This is a genomic window from Candidatus Symbiopectobacterium sp. NZEC135 (assembly GCF_025962695.1).
Map to the genome: position 1 here is coordinate 1 of NZ_JAGFPF010000069.1, position 20,227 is coordinate 20,227.

The 20,227-nt window shown below is 51.7% G+C and carries 27 protein-coding genes; 25 read left to right on the top strand and 2 right to left on the bottom strand.

Going from position 1 to position 20,227, the window contains the following annotated elements:
• The 25 genes from sctD to J5224_RS21120 all read left to right on the top strand — a co-directional run.
• On the top strand, positions 1-1,148 hold a 1,148-nt coding region (sctD, locus tag J5224_RS21000), incomplete at its 5' end, for a type III secretion system inner membrane ring subunit SctD (RefSeq protein WP_264627202.1).
• Positions 1,149-1,159: 11 nt separating this feature from the next.
• Positions 1,160-1,402 (top strand): EscE/YscE/SsaE family type III secretion system needle protein co-chaperone, encoded by a 243-nt coding sequence (locus J5224_RS21005; protein WP_264627203.1) that lies wholly within the window; start codon positions 1,160-1,162, stop codon positions 1,400-1,402.
• Between the two features lie 57 nt (positions 1,403-1,459).
• A complete protein-coding gene (locus J5224_RS21010; protein WP_264627204.1) occupies positions 1,460-1,723 on the top strand; it encodes a hypothetical protein in 264 nt (87 codons plus the stop codon).
• Positions 1,724-1,760: 37 nt separating this feature from the next.
• Positions 1,761-2,366: a pathogenicity island 2 effector protein SseB gene (locus tag J5224_RS21015; RefSeq protein WP_264627205.1), complete on the top strand. Its 606-nt coding sequence runs from the start codon at positions 1,761-1,763 to the stop codon at positions 2,364-2,366.
• Entirely contained in the window at positions 2,363-2,827 is a 465-nt protein-coding gene (gene sscA, locus J5224_RS21020; protein ID WP_264627206.1) for a CesD/SycD/LcrH family type III secretion system chaperone SscA, read from the top strand. Before J5224_RS21015 ends, sscA begins: the two co-directional genes overlap by 4 nt.
• The gene (gene sctE / locus J5224_RS21025; RefSeq protein WP_264627207.1) at positions 2,820-4,256 is read left to right on the top strand and encodes a type III secretion system translocon subunit SctE; all 1,437 of its coding nucleotides are present in this window, start codon (positions 2,820-2,822) and stop codon (positions 4,254-4,256) included. Before sscA ends, sctE begins: the two co-directional genes overlap by 8 nt.
• Before the next feature lie 9 nt (positions 4,257-4,265).
• Complete coding sequence (locus J5224_RS21030) at positions 4,266-4,946, top strand: type III secretion system effector protein (RefSeq protein WP_264627208.1); 681 nt, start codon at positions 4,266-4,268, stop codon at positions 4,944-4,946.
• Complete coding sequence (locus tag J5224_RS21035; protein WP_264627209.1) at positions 4,946-5,377, top strand: secreted effector protein; 432 nt, start codon at positions 4,946-4,948, stop codon at positions 5,375-5,377. The genes J5224_RS21030 and J5224_RS21035 overlap by 1 nt, the downstream gene beginning before the upstream one ends.
• Before the next feature lie 114 nt (positions 5,378-5,491).
• The gene (gene sctF, locus J5224_RS21040; RefSeq protein WP_264627210.1) at positions 5,492-5,707 is read left to right on the top strand and encodes a type III secretion system needle filament subunit SctF; all 216 of its coding nucleotides are present in this window, start codon (positions 5,492-5,494) and stop codon (positions 5,705-5,707) included.
• Positions 5,704-5,955 carry an EscG/YscG/SsaH family type III secretion system needle protein co-chaperone gene (locus J5224_RS21045; RefSeq protein WP_264627211.1) on the top strand — a complete coding sequence of 84 codons (252 nt, stop codon included), beginning with the start codon at positions 5,704-5,706 and terminating at the stop codon, positions 5,953-5,955. The genes sctF and J5224_RS21045 overlap by 4 nt, the downstream gene beginning before the upstream one ends.
• Positions 5,956-5,983: 28 nt before the next feature.
• Positions 5,984-6,265, top strand: coding sequence for a type III secretion system inner rod subunit SctI (sctI, locus tag J5224_RS21050; RefSeq protein WP_264627212.1), 282 nt, complete (start codon positions 5,984-5,986; stop codon positions 6,263-6,265).
• Positions 6,262-7,014, top strand: a complete 753-nt coding sequence (gene ssaJ / locus J5224_RS21055; protein WP_264627213.1) for an EscJ/YscJ/HrcJ family type III secretion inner membrane ring protein SsaJ — start codon at positions 6,262-6,264, stop codon at positions 7,012-7,014. Before sctI ends, ssaJ begins: the two co-directional genes overlap by 4 nt.
• On the top strand, positions 6,969-7,583 hold the full coding sequence (locus J5224_RS21060) for a type III secretion system domain-containing protein (protein WP_264627214.1): 615 nt from the start codon (positions 6,969-6,971) through the stop codon (positions 7,581-7,583). Before ssaJ ends, J5224_RS21060 begins: the two co-directional genes overlap by 46 nt.
• Positions 7,559-8,257, top strand: coding sequence for an HrpE/YscL family type III secretion apparatus protein (locus tag J5224_RS21065; protein ID WP_264627215.1), 699 nt, complete (start codon positions 7,559-7,561; stop codon positions 8,255-8,257). Before J5224_RS21060 ends, J5224_RS21065 begins: the two co-directional genes overlap by 25 nt.
• Positions 8,241-9,257 carry a TyeA family type III secretion system gatekeeper subunit gene (locus J5224_RS21070; RefSeq protein WP_264627216.1) on the top strand — a complete coding sequence of 339 codons (1,017 nt, stop codon included), beginning with the start codon at positions 8,241-8,243 and terminating at the stop codon, positions 9,255-9,257. The genes J5224_RS21065 and J5224_RS21070 overlap by 17 nt, the downstream gene beginning before the upstream one ends.
• Entirely contained in the window at positions 9,254-9,682 is a 429-nt protein-coding gene (locus J5224_RS21075) for a type III secretion system protein SsaM (RefSeq protein WP_319802462.1), read from the top strand. Before J5224_RS21070 ends, J5224_RS21075 begins: the two co-directional genes overlap by 4 nt.
• A complete protein-coding gene (locus J5224_RS21080) occupies positions 9,682-11,727 on the top strand; it encodes an EscV/YscV/HrcV family type III secretion system export apparatus protein (protein ID WP_319802463.1) in 2,046 nt (681 codons plus the stop codon). Before J5224_RS21075 ends, J5224_RS21080 begins: the two co-directional genes overlap by 1 nt.
• Before the next feature lie 10 nt (positions 11,728-11,737).
• Positions 11,738-13,039, top strand: coding sequence for a FliI/YscN family ATPase (locus J5224_RS21085; RefSeq protein ID WP_319802464.1), 1,302 nt, complete (start codon positions 11,738-11,740; stop codon positions 13,037-13,039).
• Positions 12,988-13,419: a hypothetical protein gene (locus J5224_RS21090; protein WP_264627218.1), complete on the top strand. Its 432-nt coding sequence runs from the start codon at positions 12,988-12,990 to the stop codon at positions 13,417-13,419. The genes J5224_RS21085 and J5224_RS21090 overlap by 52 nt, the downstream gene beginning before the upstream one ends.
• 10 nt (positions 13,420-13,429) lie before the next feature.
• Complete coding sequence (locus J5224_RS21095) at positions 13,430-13,831, top strand: hypothetical protein (protein WP_264627219.1); 402 nt, start codon at positions 13,430-13,432, stop codon at positions 13,829-13,831.
• Positions 13,779-14,756, top strand: a complete 978-nt coding sequence (locus J5224_RS21100) for a YscQ/HrcQ family type III secretion apparatus protein (protein WP_264627220.1) — start codon at positions 13,779-13,781, stop codon at positions 14,754-14,756. Before J5224_RS21095 ends, J5224_RS21100 begins: the two co-directional genes overlap by 53 nt.
• A gap of 94 nt (positions 14,757-14,850) precedes the next feature.
• On the top strand, positions 14,851-15,498 hold the full coding sequence (gene sctR, locus J5224_RS21105) for a type III secretion system export apparatus subunit SctR (protein WP_222158459.1): 648 nt from the start codon (positions 14,851-14,853) through the stop codon (positions 15,496-15,498).
• Positions 15,495-15,761 (top strand): EscS/YscS/HrcS family type III secretion system export apparatus protein, encoded by a 267-nt coding sequence (locus J5224_RS21110; protein WP_264627221.1) that lies wholly within the window; start codon positions 15,495-15,497, stop codon positions 15,759-15,761. The genes sctR and J5224_RS21110 overlap by 4 nt, the downstream gene beginning before the upstream one ends.
• The gene (locus J5224_RS21115) at positions 15,758-16,531 is read left to right on the top strand and encodes an EscT/YscT/HrcT family type III secretion system export apparatus protein (RefSeq protein ID WP_264627222.1); all 774 of its coding nucleotides are present in this window, start codon (positions 15,758-15,760) and stop codon (positions 16,529-16,531) included. The genes J5224_RS21110 and J5224_RS21115 overlap by 4 nt, the downstream gene beginning before the upstream one ends.
• Positions 16,524-17,597, top strand: coding sequence for an EscU/YscU/HrcU family type III secretion system export apparatus switch protein (locus J5224_RS21120; RefSeq protein ID WP_264627223.1), 1,074 nt, complete (start codon positions 16,524-16,526; stop codon positions 17,595-17,597). Before J5224_RS21115 ends, J5224_RS21120 begins: the two co-directional genes overlap by 8 nt.
• Positions 17,598-17,697: 100 nt before the next feature.
• Here J5224_RS21120 and J5224_RS21125 read toward each other — a convergent pair whose 3' ends face one another.
• Positions 17,698-18,030 carry a hypothetical protein gene (locus tag J5224_RS21125; protein ID WP_264627224.1) on the bottom strand — a complete coding sequence of 111 codons (333 nt, stop codon included), beginning with the start codon at positions 18,028-18,030 and terminating at the stop codon, positions 17,698-17,700.
• A gap of 83 nt (positions 18,031-18,113) precedes the next feature.
• Positions 18,114-19,781 (bottom strand): methyl-accepting chemotaxis protein, encoded by a 1,668-nt coding sequence (locus tag J5224_RS21130; RefSeq protein ID WP_264627225.1) that lies wholly within the window; start codon positions 19,779-19,781, stop codon positions 18,114-18,116.
• Between the last annotated feature and the right edge of the window lie 446 nt (positions 19,782-20,227).

Below are 20,227 nucleotides of genomic sequence, written 5' to 3' on the forward strand. Positions count from 1 at the left end.
TGCATGGACGGGAAGTGTGGCTATCGGAAGGTCGTCTCTCTATTGGTGAGCGGGAATGCGATCTGTGCATCCCTTTGTTGGTCGCAAGCCGCATCGAACTGGCGATCGCTGACGGGCAACTCTATGTCAATGCGGAAAAGGTGTCGGTACGGGTAAATGGTCGCCGCCATATACAGCATCATCCATTGCCGTCCCAGGGGGTATTGGAGGCGGCAGGGTTGGCGATGGCGTTTGGGCCACAGCAGGCGGACCTTGCCGGTTATTGCTTGCCGGCTCGCCGGTTTTCAAACGGCTGGGTGCTGGTGCCTGGCATGCTTATGCTGATCTTGGCACTGTTCTCTTTCGCCCTGGAATGGGTTCCACCGCCATCGACGGAGGCTCCAGTAAATGTGAGCGCGTTGTTGCAGCAGGCTGGGTTGACGCAGCTCGTGGCAAAATGGCAGCAGGATGGCGTGCTGCATGTGTCTGGAGATTGCGAATCAAGCGATACGTTGACGCCTTTGTGGCTTGTGCTGCAATCCCGCGATATTCGCTACCAAAATGACGTTATTTGCGCCGATCAACTGGTTCTAAACGTGAAGGATGTGCTGATTCAGGCGGGATACGCACAGGCTCGGGTTGTCAGCCGAGGGCAGGGCAACGTTGCGATCGATGCAGATATTCGTATGGGAGAACAGTGGGCGGCGGTTCAACCGCTGTTGGCCGACATTCCGGGATTACGGCATTGGCAGATAGAAAATCCCTACGACGAGATCGGTAACGCACTGATTAGCGCGCTGCTACAGCAAGGATTAGCGGACAAGGTGAATCTGACGAATAGGGGGTCGCATTTCATCTTGAGTGGCGTGTTGAACGTGCAGGATAAGCAGACCTTGACGCAACTAATGCAGGAGATGCTATCGCGCTATCCAGCGGTGGCGCTGAGCTATCAGGATGTTCCCTTATCCAATGAGTTTTCCAGACAACTGCCAGCCCCTGTCACTGGCATTGTTCATAGCCGTCGTGGCGATTATCTGGTGCTGGGGAATGGCGATACCTTGTCCATCGGCAGTCGACTGGCTGATGGCAGTGAGGTTGTGGCTATCAGCGATAGAGCGGTGACGTTCAGACAAGGGCGCACGCTGATTACGCTTCCATTCAATTTTTAAGGGGAACGACGATGACGACGCTGACGGCATTGGAAGATCGTATTCAGGGTTCGGATGATGATGCCCAAAAGGCCTTGATGGTGCTGCGTGCGGCCCGTCATCGATTAACGTGCACCATGGCGAAACCCATTACGCCAGAGGAATATCAGCATTTTGCCTTATTGCTGGAGGCGGTGATACAGAGCGAAGATATTATCAAAATTATTTACTTTCGTTATCACAATACAGCGCTAGAGGATGAAGTAAGTCAGTAGAGAATAACCATCGTCATACCAACGGATGACATAGTAGTGAACGATGAGAGGTGAACCATGCCAGGAAATATAGCGAGTCAATTTAAAAAATTCGAAGTAGAGTATGAGCATTTATTAAAAATTTTTTCGGAATTTGAAAAGATAAAAGGAAAACTGACCTCAGCGGGGAATACCGTTTTGAACAATGAGATGCAAGCGGAAAAATCGCTGGGTATGCATCACATGAACATTATTTCGGAAAATGCCAAAAAGGACTTAAAAACATTAAGTATCTCCTTGAAAAAAATCGAGACGCATATTAAACACAGCGTTAATAAATAATGTTCATATCTACACTATTTTATATTCCAGGAGGTTTATGATGGAAACGCTGTCAGTTTCTTCATTACCAGGCATTAGTCCTACCGCATTTGAAGACAAAGAAAAGCGTGTAGGAAATATCCCTCAAGAAAAGATGCCTCACTATGGGGCAGCCGATAATATCTTCGCCTATGCCTATGAAATAATGCTGTTGTTGCAGGATGTACAGTCATCCCGCGCCTATGCCCAATTCAATGATATTCAAAATGCATCCAACCGGGCTCGAGATACCCAGGAAAAGGCCAACCAGATGGATGAAGCGGTTACCGAGGCCTCAAAAGGCGATGGTAACGCGAAAGTGGCGGTACCGGCCGACGTTATCGAGTATATGAAGGCGCACGGTATTCAGGTGGATGGCAAATCGATAGAGGAATATATAAAGCAGCATGCGGATGCGGACGGAAAATTGGACAAAGGCAGCCTCCAGGCCATTAAAGCGGCATTGGATAACAGCGCAGGTCGCGACAGCGATCTCTCCTCTCAGGCGCAACTGACGATTCAAAAAGCGATACAGATGCTTAATGCGGCCATTTCGCAGGCGACTAATCTGGTCAGCAAATGGGGCGAAATCCTGCAAATGATCACTCAAAAGACCTATTCATGACGGGAGAAGATAGTCTGGTCATGCTGCAATTCTTGCGTCGCGGTGGTGCGGTGCGCATGTTGCTGAAAAAAGAGGTTAGCGTCGAGTTAGAGACTCTTTTTCGCTATGCCCGACAGTTATCGAACGCCGGAGATTATGGCGCGGCGGTCAACATTTTACGGATATTGACCGCTTACGACGATTGGTCTTTTGACTACTGGTATCAACTTGGGGCGACCTGCCATTCGGCGCACGCCTGGTCAGATGCGCTCTATGCCTATGGCCGGGCCGCGAAAATTAACGTATCGGCTGCGCAGGTTCCTTGTGCCGCGGGGGCGTGTTTTCTGGCCTGCGGTGAGAAAGCATTGGCACGCAAAGCCTTTAAGGCCACGTTGCTGATTTGCGGTGAAAATCGGTCATTACAGGCGATACGCCGTCAAGCGGAGCAAGGACTATCTCGAACAGGAGAGTCTGATGGATAGTGTACAAGTCAGAGCGGGAATGCATTATCCGCTGACCTATGATGAGGGTGAAGAGATGCCTGTCTCTTCTTCAACCAATCAAATAACACACCCAATAGGTTCTGTTGTTGGTCTGCACCATCGGCAAAACCAGGCAAAGCATGCGGAAACGGAAAGCCAGCAAGTGGGTGTGGCGCAGTCGGTGAGCGCGCAGCAGGCAGAGGTTGCCTGGCAACGGCTACTGGCGGCCGGGTATAGCGGTTCCGCCACGTCCTCGTTACAAGACGTCATGAGCATGGATCCACTGTTGTTATCCATGTTGGTGACGCAGCAGATGATGGGTGTATCCAGCAGCAATGTGCAGGCGCTTTGTGAGCAGTTGAACCGATCCACAGAGTTGCAGACTTTCCTGCGCAATAAGCAGGTGGAAAAATATCAGGAGCAGATCAACAAGGCGATTGAACAGGCGGATCAGGTACGCAAATCCGCGCTGTGCAGCGCTGTGTTTGATTGGATAAACAGTGCCATTGAGATAGGGATAGGCGTATTTAAACTGGTCGAAGCTGTGGCAACGGCAGATCCGCTCTCCTTTGCTGCTGGCATCGCTTACTGCTCGGCAGGGGCTGCCGGAATCGTCAAAGGGGGCGCTGAGTTTGCTTTGGGGCTGGGGGCGAATAAAGCCGACTGTGAAGCCATTATTCATGCGGCAGGTTCGATACAAAGCACGTGTGAATATGTCGCGATGGGATTAGATATTTTGCAAATCTGTCGTGGTATTTATGTGGCTCGTGGTTTGCTCGCTGGGGCAGAAAAGGAAATGGGTAGCGGTGCGGGTAAAACGCTGGTTGAGGCAGCAAGCCAAAACAGTAGTGAGGTAGGTCAGCAGATTAAACAGATTGCTGAAAACACGGCTAAAGGTTTTGTCACTAAACTCGAAGCCACGCTTGAGGGGAATGTCAGTCAGTATTTGGCTCGCTCGATGGGCCGCAGCACCACTGTTCAGGGAATCGAACAGCTTGTTGAAAAAACGCTGGAAAGCGCTCTCAAAAATGTGGCGCAAGAGGTTTTGGAAAAAGGTGTTGCCACCGTGGAAAAAGCGCTGCGTAAACGCGTTATGATCTCGTTAGGCAAATCACTTGCCTCCTCCATCATTAAAGATGTCACCTTTCCCTGGTTAACCACGATGCGCATGGCGTTGAGCGGTGGACAAAAAATAACATCGGGTGTTGCTCAATGGAAAGCGGCAGATTTGCGCAAGGAAATTGAAGAATTAATCGTTATGCAACGTATTAACGACATCAAAGATAATTGGACACAGGAACGTAAAAAAAATCAGGAAAAGCAGCTTGGCGATTATTTACAACAGGGTAGTGACACCGTGAACAACACGACACGAATAATGGAAGATTACGGCGCGGTATTGGCAAAAATTGCCTGTAGTCGTGCCTGAGGATATGTTATGAGCCAAAATATACTTGTGAATCAAAATACGTTGCCGATAGACTTATTCCCCGTCAATGTTACTCCGGACCACCTCTCTTCTGTCTTATCCCAAAAGATGGATGCCGCAGTGGCAACCAAGGGAAAGAATATAAGCGATGCCGAATTAGATGACTTTTTCGCGATGTTCGATCAACTGTGGGGAACACTATTAAACCTTGCCCGGCGTTTGCGTGACGTGATGCGCATGTATAACGAAAAGAAGCAGATATTAGGGTGGGGACTTGAGGTTAATGCGCTTTCCACCAGCTTAAACGCGATAGAGCATAGTTTTAGCGCGGCAAAGGATAACGCATTAGGCACCTGCTTAAGTGGCTTTATGCAGTGCACGGGTGCGCTGACGGGCGAAATAATGGGGGAAATCAGCGGCGCGGGTGCCAGAGAACTCACCACGATGGGGTTCAACGGTTCGGGATCGATAGCCAATGGACTCTGTTCCTTTTCTGCGGCATCGGAAAACCGTGAAGCAGAAATAGAGCGGGCATTGGCGGATTTTCAAAGTAAAAATGCGCAATCCTACATCCGAAATCTCGACGACATTGTGCAAAAGGCAATTGACGTCATGCAGCAAATGATGGAAATGGGCCGCAAGATGGTTGAGGTATTTAGTCAGACGCTACATTCCCTTGCGAAGTCATAATGGAGCGACGGGAAGTCCTTTTTTGCCGGCAGTTGCAAACGGCCGGGTTAGCACCGCAGCCCCTGTTTTTATCGGGGTGCGGATTGCGCCTCGGGCAGCACATCACGCTGCCCCCCTACCGCCTTGTTTTTCGTGTTCAGAATAATGCGCTGCTTATCTGTAGTTTAATCCGATTACCCGGCTGCGACTCACACGCCTCCTCATTACTGCGACTCTGGCGGCTGTTGCAAGAGGCGTTACTGTCGGTTTCTGCGTTGAGCTGTATCCGTATGTTAGTCATAACCGATGTATTGCCCCAACGTTTAGCGCTACAACGCCAAAAACGCGTACGGCGACTGTGTCAACAAGGTGCGGTAACGCGCCTGATCGACGGTGAGCATTGGTTGGAAATAGACATAGACCGGATATTTCATGGAAAAGCCCGCGGTTAGGTTAAACACCGGATAGGCGGAATGGGCGGTTAAAACGATAGTGTGTGTCAGTAAACGCATTGCCCGGTAATTCGATATCCCACGCAATAAAGCCGCACGCTATGGAGATCAACGATGGATGTTCAACAGCTCATTGATACGCTGTCTCACCTGGCAAATCAGGCCGGGCAAGCCGTCAAAGACAAAATGAATGGTGAAGATTTAACCAATCCAGACGCCATGCTCAAGGCTCAGTTTGCCGTGCAGCAGTATTCCACTTTTATCAACTACGAAAGCGCGATGATCAATACCATCAAAAATCTGCTGAGCGGGATTATCTCGAAGATATGAGCGTGCTGACGTCTGCTGAACGACAACTGCTGCTTGAAACGGCCTTTGCGGGGGTGAACCACGGCTTGTTGCGCCAGGTGCGAGCGATTGTGCCGGTGGTACCCAGCCTGGTCAGTGATTGCGACGCCTGTGCGGTGTGCATGGCAGTCCTGCTGTTGGGACTGGAGGCACCTGAAGAAGCGAAGCGCGTCTTGGAACACCTGAATACGCCAGATGCTAACGTGGTCAAACAGTGCTTTTCATTATGAGTTTTTCACCGTGATTACGGGGTACACCATGAACACACCTACGACCCTTTCTCAGGGGATATCGCCAGATAGCCGTTATGACAGCCTCGATGTGGTGTCCGATATGGATGCACCGAACAGCCAGGCGGCGCAGACCTTTAAGAACATGCTGTATGCCGGAACGACATCCGGTGCGGTAGAAACCTTATCACCGGAGCAGATGTTGCAGCAGCAAGCGAAGATTTTGACGTTGAGCGTCGGCGTCGATCTTGGCGCAAAGATTGCCGGCTCTGCGGCACAGACGGTCAATAAACTGGCCAATATGACATGAACACCTTCCGCTGTTTGGGCATGGCATTACTGGCTCTCATGTTGGCTGGCTGTCGTGTTGAACTCTACAACGGTTTGTCTCAGAGTGATGCCAACCAGATGTTGGCGATTCTGATGAACAACAACATTGATGCGGATAAGCAACCATCGCCGGACGGCGGGGTAACGCTACGCGTTGAGCAATCTCGGTTTATTGATGCTGTTGAAGTGCTGCGTATGGATGGTTTTCCGCGTAAGCGCTACACCACGGTAGAAACCATGTTTCCACCTAACCAACTGGTGGTTTCTCCACGGGAAGAGCAACAGAAGATTCTGTATCTCACTGAGCAGCACATTGAGGAGATGCTCAGTCAAATGGATGGCGTTGTGCATGCTTCTGTCGCGATAGCCTCCCATTCCCCCAGTGACGATGTTGGCACTCGTCCTGCTGATAGCACCTCGGTAGCGGTGTACCTTAAATTTTCCCCACGAGTGAACCTCGAAGCGTTTCGTGTACAAATCAAAAGTCTGATTGAAAAAGCGATACCCGGTGTCCAGTACGATCAAATCAGTATTTTGATGCAACCTGATGGCTATCGCGCTCGGGTAGCTCCGCCGCCGAAATCTGTTGAACAGAGAGCACTTCTGAAATGGCTATCCCGTTATCGACAGCATGTGATGTTAACGCTGATTATTCTGGCATCTGCCCTGTTGATACTGGCAGTGTGGCGCGTGTTGCGGCGGACGAGTCCGGCAGACCGGATGCGTTGATCTTGCTGCTGCACCGCATGGTCTGGCAGCCCGCCCGTTATGCACATCCTGACTGGTTGGTATCGCTAGGGCTTCATCGGTGCGAAGGGTGGCGTTATGGCGAATCCCCGGCGTTAGACAGCGCGCTGAACCATGCATTACGCGCACGGCGCGGCCCAATTTGTCTGCCGGGGCGGCTTGATGAACGTCAGCGCCGTTTGGCCGCTCTGGCACCGAATATCTCGAAATATGCGCTGGCGCTTGGGTTGCTGACGCTGGCGTGCGGTGATTACTTTTTGCTGCCTGATTATCGTCACGTGCTCCGCCATTGGCTGGATAACAATCTGATCTGGCAGCTGTTTGGCATGTGTGACAACAAACACCCTGCCTTTTATTCACCGGAGCAGGTGATCGATGCGGCGAATCGTATCGGTATTGCCTTGCTTTATCGTGCTGCAACGCGTGAACCCGTACTTCAGGCGCTTTTGATACAGTTACCGCCGCTGAAGCACGCGTTGTATCCCGTGATGCCTCGGGCCACCATGAATTTACTGGAGCATATGCTATGCCGCTGTGCCGACTCCCGTTGATTGAACTTGATGGGCAACTACCCTGTTTCCCTGTGATCCCTGCTGAAAGCCTGAACACTCAACTGGCTGATACCCACACTGTGCTCAATGCACATCAAGACGCCGCTGCTATCGTAAAATCGGCGAGCCGTAAGGCAGAGCAAATGATACGTCAGGCGCGCAAAGCGCAGCGCCAGATACAGAATGAGGCTTATGCCGAGTTCTCTCGCCGCCAGCAGGAGATCCTTACCCGCTGTGAAGAACAGTGGTTGGCGCGCCACGTGGTGTCACTGTGTGAGGCGGTATCGGTGGAACGGTGTGTGGTGCAGGCGGTCACGTCACGTATCCGTCTTGCTATGGGGAACGTATTGAGCGCTTGGTTTTCCCAACAGTCCGTTGATGACCTGCTGTGCGCGCGTTTGTCACAGCAGGTGGAGCAACTGGCTGCGTTGGGGGGCGCCACCTTGCAGATTCATCCCGAAAGAGAGGTCAGAATGCGCGATGCCTTCGGGGAGCGGCTAGCCATCGTCTGCGACCCGCATCTGGCTATGGATGAAGCCGTTCTGACATCATCACAGCTCAGCGTCTCTTTTTCGCTCAGCCGGCATTTTCAGCAGGTGCTGGCGTGGATAGATATCGAGAACGAGCTTGTCATTGAGGAACGTGAGGTAAGGAGTGATGATGAAAATGCCTGAGGATCACCATCCCGTCAGTCCAGTGCTATCACCACACTACGAATCGCGTCAGGCGCTGCCGGTGCGCAATGTCGAATTCAGCATGCCGCCGATGGACATGGCGTTACTGGAACTGGAAGAAGCGGCAGGCGAATCGTTGGATTCAACGCTGGAGGAGATGAGTCTGGTACTTTCTGGCCGAATGCGCGATGAAAAGCGGTTGGCGTCGTCAGAAAGGCAGCTACGCAGACAGCAAGAGTTAATTGCACTGATACAACGCTTGCGTGAGCAAGACGGTGGTTTTCCGGCGTTTCTCACCGCTTCATCTGAAGAGAATAGTGAGGCGCTGGAAGGGCTGCGACGTATTTTTACGATCGCTCAACACCTGTCATCAACGGCGTTGGATGAAAAACGGAAAAAGGCGCTGAATGCCCAATTGGCCCAGCTTATCGAAGAAAACGCGTATGAAACCGCACTCTTTGGCTTGATGGAGCTTGGTACCGTCAGCAAGGCGGTGCTGGCACCCATTGGTCGCTTATTTCAGCGCGCGATGGATGAGCAAGATACATCGTTATCGGAATGGTTTAAACGCATCGTGAACTGGTCCGATCGTCAGCGTCGGCTCCGCGTCGTGTTACGCATGGCAGCGTTTGAACTCTCGCTGTCTGTCGGTGGTGCTCAGCAAGTCAGGTTGGCGACGGTACTGGTTCGCCTGCGTCGCCTGTTGCTGTTTTTGGGGCTGGAACAGGAGTGTCAAGAACAGGAAAAACGTTATCCCCTACCTGCTGATTCACTTTTGACCTTGTTGATTGATATTACACAGGAAAGCTGGCTGTTTGAGGATTGGCTTATCGCGCGAATTTCTTCGTTGACGCCCAGTGCAACGGTATTCAAGCACATCGTGCGTTATCTGGATGTGCAATTCAGAGTGATGCCCGATGCGTGTTTTAGCGATGAAGATCAGCGTGAAAGTATTCTTGCCGTGCTGCAAAAATTGAAGGGTAATCAGGTGTTGTCTTGATTTCTCCTCCTCGTCTTCTCTGGGATTCTGTTACCGGAGAAGAGGGGAAATACATCATGACATTAGATCTGTTCATCGAAAGAAACATCCAGCGCTTTATACAGTTGGCCGATTTGGCGGAGCAACCTCCCTCTGCCGAAATGCAATGGAACGATCGGGGATTTCAAACTTTCCTCACCTTTCGTCAGGGGCGCATGCATATCAGCCAATGTTTGCTGGACCCCTGGCGGGATGATGCGTTACTGCTTCTTGCACTGCAACGCGCCCATCCTGCCTGGTTTGCGGGTATTCCTCAGCGTGTCTTCACATTACGTCAAGGCATGGTAATCAGTTGCGCCCCGATGGCAGACAGTGTGGCAGAACAGTGGCTATGGCTGCACCGTCGCCAGCGAACCTTTCTGGAAAAATTATGCAAACCGACGTGATGAGTAAAGATAACCTCCAGCGCTGGTTGCAAATGTGCGCCGGGAGGCAAGATATTATTCTCGCCGTGGTGATGCTCATGGCGATTGTCATGATCACCCTGCCGTTGCCTACGTTTGTGGTGGATATTCTGATCGCCATTAATCTGGCTTTTTCCATCATCCTGCTGCTGTTTGCCATTTACATCAACGATCCACTGGATCTGTCGGTGTTCCCTTCTCTGTTGCTGATCACCACGCTTTATCGGCTGTCACTGACCATTAGTACCTCACGGCTGGTGCTGTTGCAGCACAATGCTGGCGATATTATTGATGCGTTTGGCCGTTTTATGGTGGGGGGAAACTTGACGGTGGGGCTGGTGATTTTCGCCATCATCACCATCGTGCAATTTATCGTTATCACTAAGGGTACGGAGCGGGTGGCCGAGGTGAGCGCCCGCTTTTCTCTCGATGGTATGCCGGGCAAACAGATGAGCATCGATGGCGATCTGCGTGCCGGGGTGATCGATGCCGGTCAGGCGCGGCAATTGCGTCTGCACGTGCAGCATGAAAGTCGTTTTCTTGGTGCGATGGATGGTGCCATGAAGTTTGTGAAAGGGGATGCTATCGCCGGTATCATTGTTGTGCTGGTGAATATTCTGGGCGGCATTACCATTGCCGTAGTGCAGTACGGCATGTCGCTTGGGGATGCGGTACAAACCTACAGCGTGCTCTCTATCGGTGACGGCCTGTGCGGCCAGATCCCCTCTCTGCTGATTTCGCTCAGTGCCGGAATTATCGTCACCCGCGTGCCGGGTGAGAAACGGCAAAATCTGGGGCGTGAACTGAGTACGCAATTGGGGAAACAGCCCCAGGCGCTGATCCTCGCGGCAGTGGTGATGTTGCTGTTTGCCATCATTCCCGGCTTCCCGTTTATCTACTTCTTTATCATGGCGGTGATTACCGCATTGCCTTGTGCTCTGCTGTGGTATCGCGCACGGCATTCGCAATCCGCGTCCGCGCCGCAGGGCAGCGTTGATGACGATCTGATGGTGCCGGGCGCGGAACCTCTGACTTTACGCCTTGCACCGCGTCTGCATTCAGAGTCTCTTTCATTGGAGATAGATGCTCTGCGTAAAACCCTGTTCGACACCCTGGGGGTACCTCTGCCTGATGTCTCCATCATTGTTGATGCTTCAATGACGGAGAACAGCATGGCGGTGCTTGTCTATCAGGAGTCGGTGTTCTCATTGACGATCCCCGAGGCGGCCTCCTGCATGGTTTTCACCACCGTGGGCACGAAAGATGCCGCGCCAGAGACGCAGGTGTTGCCGCAGGGAATGGGGCGGATCGCGTGGCTGTCTGAAACTGAGGGGCAACGTGCACAGCAGGAGGGACAAACGGTATTTATTGGCGATCAGTGCCTTATTGCGCTGTTGCAAAAGGTGTTGGTGCACCACATGGCGGAGTTTATCGGGGTGCAGGAAGCGCGCTACCTGATGGATGCCATGGAGAAACGCTATGCCGAGTTGGTGAAAGAACTTCAACGGCAGATGCCTATCAACCGAATTGCCGAGGTGCTCCAGCGATTGGTGTCAGAACGGGTCTCTATTCGCGATTTACGTCTGGTTTTCGGCACGTTGATTGAGTGGGCTCCGCGGGAAAAAGATGTCCAGATGCTGACGGAGTATGTTCGCATCGCTTTACGGCGCCATATTTTGCATCGTCTGATGCCAGAAGGGGAACCGCTGCGCGTGCTGCGCATCGGGGAGGAGATGGAAAATGTGATTCGCGAGTCCATTCGGCAGACTGCAATGGGCACCTACACCGCATTAAGCCATGAACAGCGTGCGCAGATATTGCAGTTGATTGCTGAGGTACAAGCGGAACACGGCGAGTTTGTGATTGTCAGCTCCGTGGATACACGTCGTTTCTTGCGTAAGGTCATAGAGCAACAACACGCCGACATTGTTGTGCTGTCGTGGCAGGAAGTCGGGGAGCACTGCCTTATGCAGGTGGTGCACAGTATTGACCTGAACCCCGAGTACGCATCCGATGATGAAGACTGAGTTTTCCTCTCTGGTGGAGGCCGTGAGCCGACGGCTGACGTTATCCGGCGGGCCACCTGATGGTATGGACATGACAGGACGGGTGCTGCATATCAGTGCCTCTTTGTTAAAAGTGCGGTTGCCCGGCGTGTTTATGGGCGAACTTTGTCAAATTTTACCTGACGGCACCTTGGCTGAAGTGGTTGCGGTGGATGGTGAAGACGCGCTGTTGTCTCCCTTTGCCAGCACGGTAGGCCTGTTTTGCGGGCAAAAGGTGCGGCCGCTAAAACGACGCCAGCAGGTTCCGGTCGGCGATGCGTTGCTCGGTCGAGTCGTTGATGGCCTTGGGCAGATGCTGGATGGCAATGAGGTGTGGCAGGGGCCGTGGCGCGATTTTGACGCGCCGCCTCCGGCGGCTCTGATTCGTGGGATTATCGATCGCCCGGTGTTAACCGGCGTGCGGGCGATAGACAGTTTACTCACCTGCGGTGAAGGGCAGCGCATTGGGATTTTCGCGGCGGCGGGCGTAGGGAAGAGCACGTTACTTTCCATGCTGTGCCACGGCGCGGACAGCGAGGTGATCGTTCTGGCGCTCATTGGGGAGCGCGGTCGCGAGGTGAGGGAATTTTTAGAGCATTCGCTTAATGCACAGACGCGACGTCGCTGCGTTGTTGTTGTTGCCACGTCAGACAGGCCGCCACTCGAGCGCATGCGCGCGCTGTATGTGGCGACCACCATTGCGGAGTCGTTTCGCGATCGGGGCAAACGCGTACTGTTAATGGCGGATTCACTGACGCGCTACGCCCGTGCCGCACGGGAAATCGCTATTGAGGCGGGCGAGCGGGCGGTTGCGGGCAGCTATCCCCCCAGCGTGTTTGCCGCGCTGCCGCGCTTGCTGGAGCGGACCGGTAAAGGGCGTTGTGGCAGCATTACTGCGTTCTACACCGTGCTGGTGGAGGGGGACGATATGAATGAGCCGCTGGCGGATGAGGTGCGCTCGCTGCTCGACGGGCATATTGTGCTGTCGCGACAATTGGCCGAGGCGGCGCATTTCCCAGCGATTGATGTGCTCGCCAGCGTAAGCCGTATCATGCCGAACATCACCAGCCAGTTGCACTTGACGCTTGCCCATGGGGTACGCCGTTTGCTCAGTGTTTATCGCGATGTAGAGCTGCTGGTGCGAGTGGGGGAGTATCAGCAGGGTGAGGATCCGCTCGCCGATCTGGCGGTAGAAAAGCACGCGGCGATCAATGCATTTTTACAACAGCAGGAGAATGAACCATGTCATCACGACCTGTTATTGCAACGGCTAAGTGCGCTGGTAACCGCGTGATGCTGCGTGAGTTACTGGCTATCAAGCAGCGTCGGGAAATTGCCTTGCGCCGGCAGTTGGTAGAGCAACACTCCCTGCTCCAGCAATTGGAACAGGATATGTGCACCTGCTCGACCCATCGTGCGTTGCTGGCTGAAAAACGACATGCCTGGCTGGTCTGGTCCGGCACGCGTGTCAGTGATGAACTGCTGGGGCACAAGCAGACACTGATGGCGGTGCGCGATGAGGATCAGCAATTGATGGCTAACCAGATGGCGTTGTTTGAAGCGCAGCACGCCGTATTGGCGCAGCAAGACGCGCTAAGGCAAGCGCTGAATGTTGTCATGAAAAAAAAGGAAAAACTGCACTGTGTGCTCAACGATGCAGGCGGTAAACGATGAGCCGCTATTCATGAGTACGACACGCGTTGAAGGGAGTCTGTGGCACACGATGCCGGAGCTGGACGCGACCGATGGGGAAACCGCGCTGGACGCTCAGAAATTTATACAACTGATAGCCCAAAAAGCAACCCATTGCACCTCTTCTCCACTTTCACCTAATGCGCATCGCCGACAGCGTTATCGCATGGTGAGTCGCCGAGGGGAAGCGATCGTGTGTGAGGTCAGCGAGCGAGACGCTGAACTTCACCTTTGTATTCAGGTGTCTCAGCGCGCGCTGTTTGACACCTTGAGCCTTATTTCATCCTGGCTTTGTGCGCGTTTGCGCGAGGCAGGACATGCCGTTGTATTGGAGGTTGAACATGTTGAGGACGACTCGGGAAACGTGGAGCCTGGCGCAGCATCTTCCTCCTGAGGGCGTGACCGTAGGTGAATTGCATATCGGTTTACAAACGTGGACACGCGCTCAATCCGGGGTAGTCATCACGCTCTCCTTCGATGAGGGCTCATCGGTGAGCCACGTTTGGCTGGAGGCCACCGGGTGGTCGGCCCTGTGCGAGCAGATGCTGGGTACGGCTGATGTGGCAACGGTGGATGCGTTATTGCTTGAGGATATTGCTGAGTGGGTGTTATCGCCGTTGCTGGCACAGTGCCAAGCCAGCATGGTGCGGGAGAATGCAGCACCGTGCCCTTGTAGTGCGTTGCCTGAGCAATGGGGCGTCGTTTTTACCTGGCAGGTAGAACAGGTTACCTTTCAGGCTGTGCTGTTTGGCAATACTGACGCTGGGGTTGCGCACCTGCATGCGTTGATTGCACCTGATGATGTCCCCACTGACCCATTGCCGCCGTTGCGGTGTGCGCTATATGCCGGAGAGTGCGAGCTTTCGCTTTCTGCTTTACGGCGGCTGACGTTGGGGGTGGGGATCGCGATACGGCCCTATGGCGATTTGCGTGCGGGACACTTTGTCTTGTCGCCGTTGCAAAAGCAGGCGGCCTATGTCCAGATAAACGGAGATAATACGATGCACTGTCGATCGTTAGGCGCTGAACTTGAAAATAGCGCCATTGAAATGCGGGATCCACCCACTGGCGCAGAGCCCATACCGGTGGATCTTGCGGCGTTGCCGCAAAAACTGTTGGTTGAGGTCGGGCAGGTCACGCTGACATTGGGATCGCTGCGAACGTTACAGGTGGGCGATACGGTAGCGGTGAACGCCGAATTCTCTCCAGAAGTAACACTGAAGTTGAATGGCTGTGTCATTGGCAAAGGTGTGCTGATTGGTTGCGGTGACCGCTTTTTGGTGCAAATCCGGCAATGGTATCTCAGCGCACAAGATTGAACGGTGACAGGGGTAAGATGGGGTGAATGCCCGGTAGGTGCGTCTGGTTTAGCCGAGGTATAAGGGGACGTCAACCTTATAGCGTGGAATTCACATGTCACTACCTGACTCTCCCTGGCAACTCATTGCGTTGCTGTTTGTGCTTTCACTGCTGCCGCTGATTATCGTAATGGGAACCTCGTTTCTCAAACTGGCGGTGGTCTTTTCCATCTTGCGCAATGCTCTGGGGATCCAGCAGGTGCCGCCAAATATGGCGCTGTATGGCCTTGCTCTGGTGCTGTCGCTGTTTATCATGGCGCCGACGTTGCTGGCGGTTAAGGCGCAGTGGCATCCGGTTGCCGTTGAGGGCGAGCCCGCCTGGATGAGCGGCTGGGACAGTCAAGCGCTGACACCCTATCGTCACTTTCTGATAAAAAACACTGAAGATAAACAGGTGCATTATTTTCAGAACCTGATTGCGAAAACCTGGCCGGAAGAGGTGCGCCGTACAGTGAAGGACGACTCCTTACTCATTTTGCTGCCCGCGTTCACGGTCAGCCAATTGACCCAGGCCTTTCGTATCGGGTTATTAATTTACTTGCCGTTTCTTGCCATTGACCTGCTGGTGTCCAATATCCTGCTGGCGATGGGGATGATGATGGTCTCTCCCATGACCATCGCCTTACCGTTCAAGCTGTTAATTTTTCTCTTGGCCGGCGGCTGGGACCTGATCCTTTCCCAGTTAGTGCAGAGTTTCGTATGAATGAGGCCACGCTGACGCACCTGATGATCCAACTGTTGTGGATCGTCTTGCTAACCTCATTGCCGATCATTGTTGTCGCCTGTGTGGTGGGCGTGTTGGTTAGCTTGTTACAAGCGCTGACTCAGATACAGGATCAGACCCTGCAATTCATGATCAAACTGCTGGCTGTGGCGCTGATGTTGATGGCGACCTATCACTGGCTTGGCGGCATCCTGCTGGGCTATACGCGCCAGGTGTTATTACAAATAAGTGCACATGCATGAGTCTGGTGCTTAACGAAGAGATCGCGCATTTGGCTTTTCTTATGATGCGCCCGCTGGGAATGACCCTGCTGTTTCCGCTGTTGCAGGCAGGGAATCTGGGGTCCCCGTTAGTGAGAAACGCGGTGTTAATGGCGATTGCATTGCCAATGCTGGCCGTGGTGCCTGTTCCCGAGGATATCGGCGAGGGGTGGACATGGTTGAGCTATATTCCCGGTGAGTTGCTTATCGGTCTGGTCTTGGGGTTCTGCGGCGCGATTCCTTTTTGGGCCGTGGATATGGCGGGGTTTATTATCGATTCTCTGCGTGGTGCAACCATGAGCGCGGTATTTAACCCTGCGATGTCTGTCCAGTCGTCACTGTTTGGCTTGTTATTCAGCCAGTTTCTCTGTGCGCTGTTTTTTATCAGCGGCGGTATCAATTTGCACCTGAGCGTGCTGTATGACTCTTACCATTACCTACCGCCAGGCAACACGTTGGCGTTTAATCAGCCGCTGTTAGATTTTATCAAAGTGGAGTGGCAGACGCTCTACCACCTGTGTTTAAGCTTCTGCTTGCCGGCCGTGTTGGTGATGGTATTGGCAGATATGGCACTGGGGCTGTTGAATCGATCGGCGCAGCAGTTGAACGTGTTCTTTCTGGCCATGCCCATCAAAAGCCTGTTGGTGTTGTTGCTACTGATCGTGTCGCTGCCCTATGCGTTGCACCACTATCTGGTGGAAAGTGAACGTCTCTACCAGCATGTTGGCGAGTGGTTTGCCCAACATGAGTGAAAAAACGGAGCAACCCACTCGCAAAAGGCGACAGGATGGTGAAAAAGAGGGGCAGGTGATCAAAAGCGTTGAGCTAACCTCCGGTGCACAACTGCTGGCCTTGTTTCTCTTTTTTCATTTTTTTTCCGATGTGTTGATACAAAACATCACGTTACTGATTCAGGAATCTCTGCACATTATTAATGCCCCTTTCTCCTATGCATTGGGCACGATAGTTCGTGCGTTGGTAAAGGAGTGCGGTCTGGTGCTGCTCTATCTGGGGGCGATGGTAAGTGGGGCCACCGTTTTCAGTGTGTTGATCCAAATAGGTTTTGTAGTTGCCAGTAAGGCTGTGGGTTTCAAGGGGACCAAACTGAACCCGGTGAACAATCTTAAACAAATTGTGTCCTGGCGCAGCGTGATAGAACTGCTCAAATCCTGTTTGAAAGTGGTACTGCTGTGCGTGATTTTTCTCTTGCTGTTTTATGCCTATGCGTCGACGTTTCGCGCGTTACCTTACTGTGATCCTCACTGCGCGCTACCCACTTTTTCCTCCATCATGCGTTTTATGTGGCTTGGCATGCTGGGATTTTATCTGGTACTGGCAGTGGCGGATTATAGCTATCAACGTTTTCATACGTTGAAACAGCAGCGCATGAGCAAGGAGGACATCAAACAGGAAAACAAGAACCGAGAAGGCGATCCACAGATTAAACAGCGCCGCCGAGCCCTACAACGCGAAATGCAGAGCGGCAGTCTGGCACAAAACATCAGGCAATCGGCGGTGATTGTGCGCAACCCGACCCATTTAGTGGTTTGTCTGGGATACGATTCCGAGACGATGCCAGTGCCGCGCGTGTTGGAGAAAGGCAGGGATGCGATGGCACAGCACATTGTCGAGTTGGCGCAACGTGAGGCCATTCCAATGGTAGAAAACATCCCTCTGGCGCGAACGCTGTTTTATGATGTGAAATGCGGCGAGCGTATTCCTGATGCGCTTTTCGAACCCGTTGCCGCGCTGCTGCGCATTGTCTTGCAAATCGATTACGCGTCTCGTGAGGAAGCCAGTGGCGAGGGGCGAAACTGACAGGCAAAAAAAAGACCGGGCCAAGGTACGGTGCCGGTCAAAGCGCAAAGAGAACCATAATGGAGTTGTGCTCTTTGCAAAATGCATATATTTCAATTGCTTAATTTCTTTCCGCGTGTGTACTAAATCCCTGGTGAAGGCCACAATTGGTTAAGAGGTTTTCATACAGCCTTATTCCGATAAGCAGGCTGGTGTATTTGTTGTATAACGCGTCATGGTATGTCTTGAGATAGTCAGAAAATGATTCTTCAGCCAGCAATCTGTTGATTTTCAAATAGCTGATTTTCAAATGATTGCAGTTGTTGATATACACATCCAACGAGTGATACTTTTTCTGCATCATTTGCGAAAGCAGTGCCGTAATCTGCTCAAGCTCAGATAAGAACGTATCGTAATCGGTCAATATTTTCTGACACTCTCCATGACTATCCATGTCTTTTTCTTATATTTGTCGTTGTATCGGTTTTTACCATAGCGTCCCGAAAGCTGGGCTCCCAGGACGCTGTACGCTGTGTATCAGAAGCTTGTCCAATCGGACGTGTTTTTCTCTGTTGATCGAGATGCCGTCGGTAACATGGCGACGGGCGTTGAAGCCTGTGCCACTCTCAGCGATGACGGCGCAGCGCTATAACCCGCAACGTTGAAGACGGACACTTCTCTGACGAGTTGATCGGCTTGTTCTTTAAGACTCTGTGCCGCGGCCGCAGATTCCTCTACCAGTGCCGCATTCTGCTGGGTGGTCTGGTCCATTTGGCTGACAGCAATCCCGACCTGTTCAACCCCGGTTGATTGCTCTGCGCTGGCAGAGCTTATCTCAGCCACAGTATCGGTTAACTGGCGAATAGACGTGACAACCTGTTGCATCGTTTCCCCTGCCTTATTGACCAGCGAAGAACCTTGACCGACCCGCTCTACGCTTGCGGTAATCAGGCTCTTGATCTCTTTCGCTGCGTCTGCACTTCGCTGTGCCAGATTACGAACTTCTCCCGCGACCACGGCGAATCCGCGTCCTTGTTCCCCTGCGCGGGCGGCTTCGACAGCAGCATTGAGCGCCAATATATTGGTCTGGAAAGCGATGCTATCGATAACGTTGATGATATCGGCAATGCTGCGTGAACTCTCGTTGATGGATTTCATGGTCTCCACCACATCATCCACGACATTGCCACCTTGCTGTGCTACTGAACTCGCATTTTGCGCCAACACATTTGCCTGCCGAGCGTTATCTGCATTATTTTTCACTGTCATCCCCAACTGTGTCATGGTTGATGACGTCTCTTCCAGCGCGCTTGCCTGCTCTTCAGTGCGCGACGACAGATCGGCGTTGCCCTGTGCTATCTGCATACTGGCGGTGGCAACGCTTTCGGCGTTGTTTCTGACGCTGATAACCATCCGCGTCAAGGCTGCCTGCATCTCCTTCATCGCTTCCAGAAGTTGGCCGATTTCATCGCGACTGTCTGCCACTATCGAACCACTGAGATCGCCGACACTGATGCGTTTCGCAGAAGAAAGCGCAATGGCTAACGGCGTTGTGACGCTGTGTGTTAAGCGCCAGGCAATCAGGCACCCTACCAGTGTTGAGATGATCGAGAGCAGCAACATCCAGTACAAGGATTTGGTAATATAATCCTTGGTGATTTGCTTTGCGCTATCCACATAGGATTCTTGTAATTCGGTAAACTCAGTGAGTTTTTTAAAATAAATCCCTTGAATATTGGCTATTTCACCAAAGACCAAGTCTGTTGCCTCGTCATCCTTGTCTTCCATGGCATAATCAACGGCTTTATTAATATGCACGCTGTACTCTTTTCTAATCTCAGCAAGTTGATTAAAGAAATCCCTGCCTTCTTTAGTATTGACCATAACATCAAGTTTTTTATATATATCACTTGCGGTGTTGGTCGTTTTTGCGATGATTTCTTTGAGGTTTTGCTTTTCTTTTATTTGGTTTTCAGGGAGTAAAATAATATCGCGCAGAGTACGTATGTTGGTGTTTAGGATATCCTGAATGTCGCGTAACATATCCACCTTTACCATCCGATCTTCAGTGATCTCCTCAAGTTCCATGTCAATATTTTTTATGAAGTAATAACTGAGGGAGGATAATGCGAGCGTTAATATGATTAACACGCCAAATCCTAAAAAAAGCCGATTGCCAATTCTCATATTTTTAAAGAAATTCATGCCGATTCCATCTTTATTATTTATTTAACAACGTATTATCCTACGATGATTATCTGATAAATTACCCATGAAATTTTCGGCGGAATAGGTAATATTTCATTTAATTACAATAGGTTCCCTGGATGTTCGCAAATTCCCCATTATCAATGCATGTACCAAAACACTGGTATAAGAAATCTGTTTGGCTATAAGCCGGAAAACGTTTTTCTCATCTAAGATGAATACGGTTGTGAACCATTTCTCACCTTACCGAGTTTATCTTTATGTTAATTTAATGTTGATTTTTACGCTTGTTAATATTATCCAGATATCAAACCGAAGCGCGAAGTGTTGTATAGTCTCACGCTATTATAAACACAAGATCGATCGAAAAAAACGATCGTTAAACCGTTTAATTTTTCTTATTCGATCGGTTTTTTCTATCAAGAAAATAAAAATGAATCGAT

Coding starts and splice junctions, on each gene's coding strand:
- sctI (WP_264627212.1), top strand. CDS start 5,984: ATGAACACACCTACGACCCTTTCTCAGGGGATATCGCCAGATAGCCGT.
- J5224_RS21005 (WP_264627203.1), top strand. CDS start 1,160: ATGACGACGCTGACGGCATTGGAAGATCGTATTCAGGGTTCGGATGAT.
- J5224_RS21110 (WP_264627221.1), top strand. CDS start 15,495: ATGAATGAGGCCACGCTGACGCACCTGATGATCCAACTGTTGTGGATC.
- J5224_RS21015 (WP_264627205.1), top strand. CDS start 1,761: ATGATGGAAACGCTGTCAGTTTCTTCATTACCAGGCATTAGTCCTACC.
- sctE (WP_264627207.1), top strand. CDS start 2,820: ATGGATAGTGTACAAGTCAGAGCGGGAATGCATTATCCGCTGACCTAT.
- J5224_RS21100 (WP_264627220.1), top strand. CDS start 13,779: ATGTTGAGGACGACTCGGGAAACGTGGAGCCTGGCGCAGCATCTTCCT.
- sscA (WP_264627206.1), top strand. CDS start 2,363: ATGACGGGAGAAGATAGTCTGGTCATGCTGCAATTCTTGCGTCGCGGT.
- J5224_RS21035 (WP_264627209.1), top strand. CDS start 4,946: ATGGAGCGACGGGAAGTCCTTTTTTGCCGGCAGTTGCAAACGGCCGGG.
- J5224_RS21030 (WP_264627208.1), top strand. CDS start 4,266: ATGAGCCAAAATATACTTGTGAATCAAAATACGTTGCCGATAGACTTA.
- sctR (WP_222158459.1), top strand. CDS start 14,851: ATGTCACTACCTGACTCTCCCTGGCAACTCATTGCGTTGCTGTTTGTG.
- J5224_RS21090 (WP_264627218.1), top strand. CDS start 12,988: ATGTCATCACGACCTGTTATTGCAACGGCTAAGTGCGCTGGTAACCGC.
- J5224_RS21045 (WP_264627211.1), top strand. CDS start 5,704: ATGAGCGTGCTGACGTCTGCTGAACGACAACTGCTGCTTGAAACGGCC.
- J5224_RS21125 (WP_264627224.1), bottom strand. CDS start 18,030: ATGGATAGTCATGGAGAGTGTCAGAAAATATTGACCGATTACGATACG.
- J5224_RS21080 (WP_319802463.1), top strand. CDS start 9,682: ATGAGTAAAGATAACCTCCAGCGCTGGTTGCAAATGTGCGCCGGGAGG.
- J5224_RS21130 (WP_264627225.1), bottom strand. CDS start 19,781: ATGAATTTCTTTAAAAATATGAGAATTGGCAATCGGCTTTTTTTAGGA.
- ssaJ (WP_264627213.1), top strand. CDS start 6,262: ATGAACACCTTCCGCTGTTTGGGCATGGCATTACTGGCTCTCATGTTG.
- J5224_RS21095 (WP_264627219.1), top strand. CDS start 13,430: ATGAGTACGACACGCGTTGAAGGGAGTCTGTGGCACACGATGCCGGAG.
- J5224_RS21065 (WP_264627215.1), top strand. CDS start 7,559: ATGCCGCTGTGCCGACTCCCGTTGATTGAACTTGATGGGCAACTACCC.
- sctF (WP_264627210.1), top strand. CDS start 5,492: ATGGATGTTCAACAGCTCATTGATACGCTGTCTCACCTGGCAAATCAG.
- J5224_RS21010 (WP_264627204.1), top strand. CDS start 1,460: ATGCCAGGAAATATAGCGAGTCAATTTAAAAAATTCGAAGTAGAGTAT.
- J5224_RS21070 (WP_264627216.1), top strand. CDS start 8,241: ATGATGAAAATGCCTGAGGATCACCATCCCGTCAGTCCAGTGCTATCA.
- J5224_RS21115 (WP_264627222.1), top strand. CDS start 15,758: ATGAGTCTGGTGCTTAACGAAGAGATCGCGCATTTGGCTTTTCTTATG.
- J5224_RS21120 (WP_264627223.1), top strand. CDS start 16,524: ATGAGTGAAAAAACGGAGCAACCCACTCGCAAAAGGCGACAGGATGGT.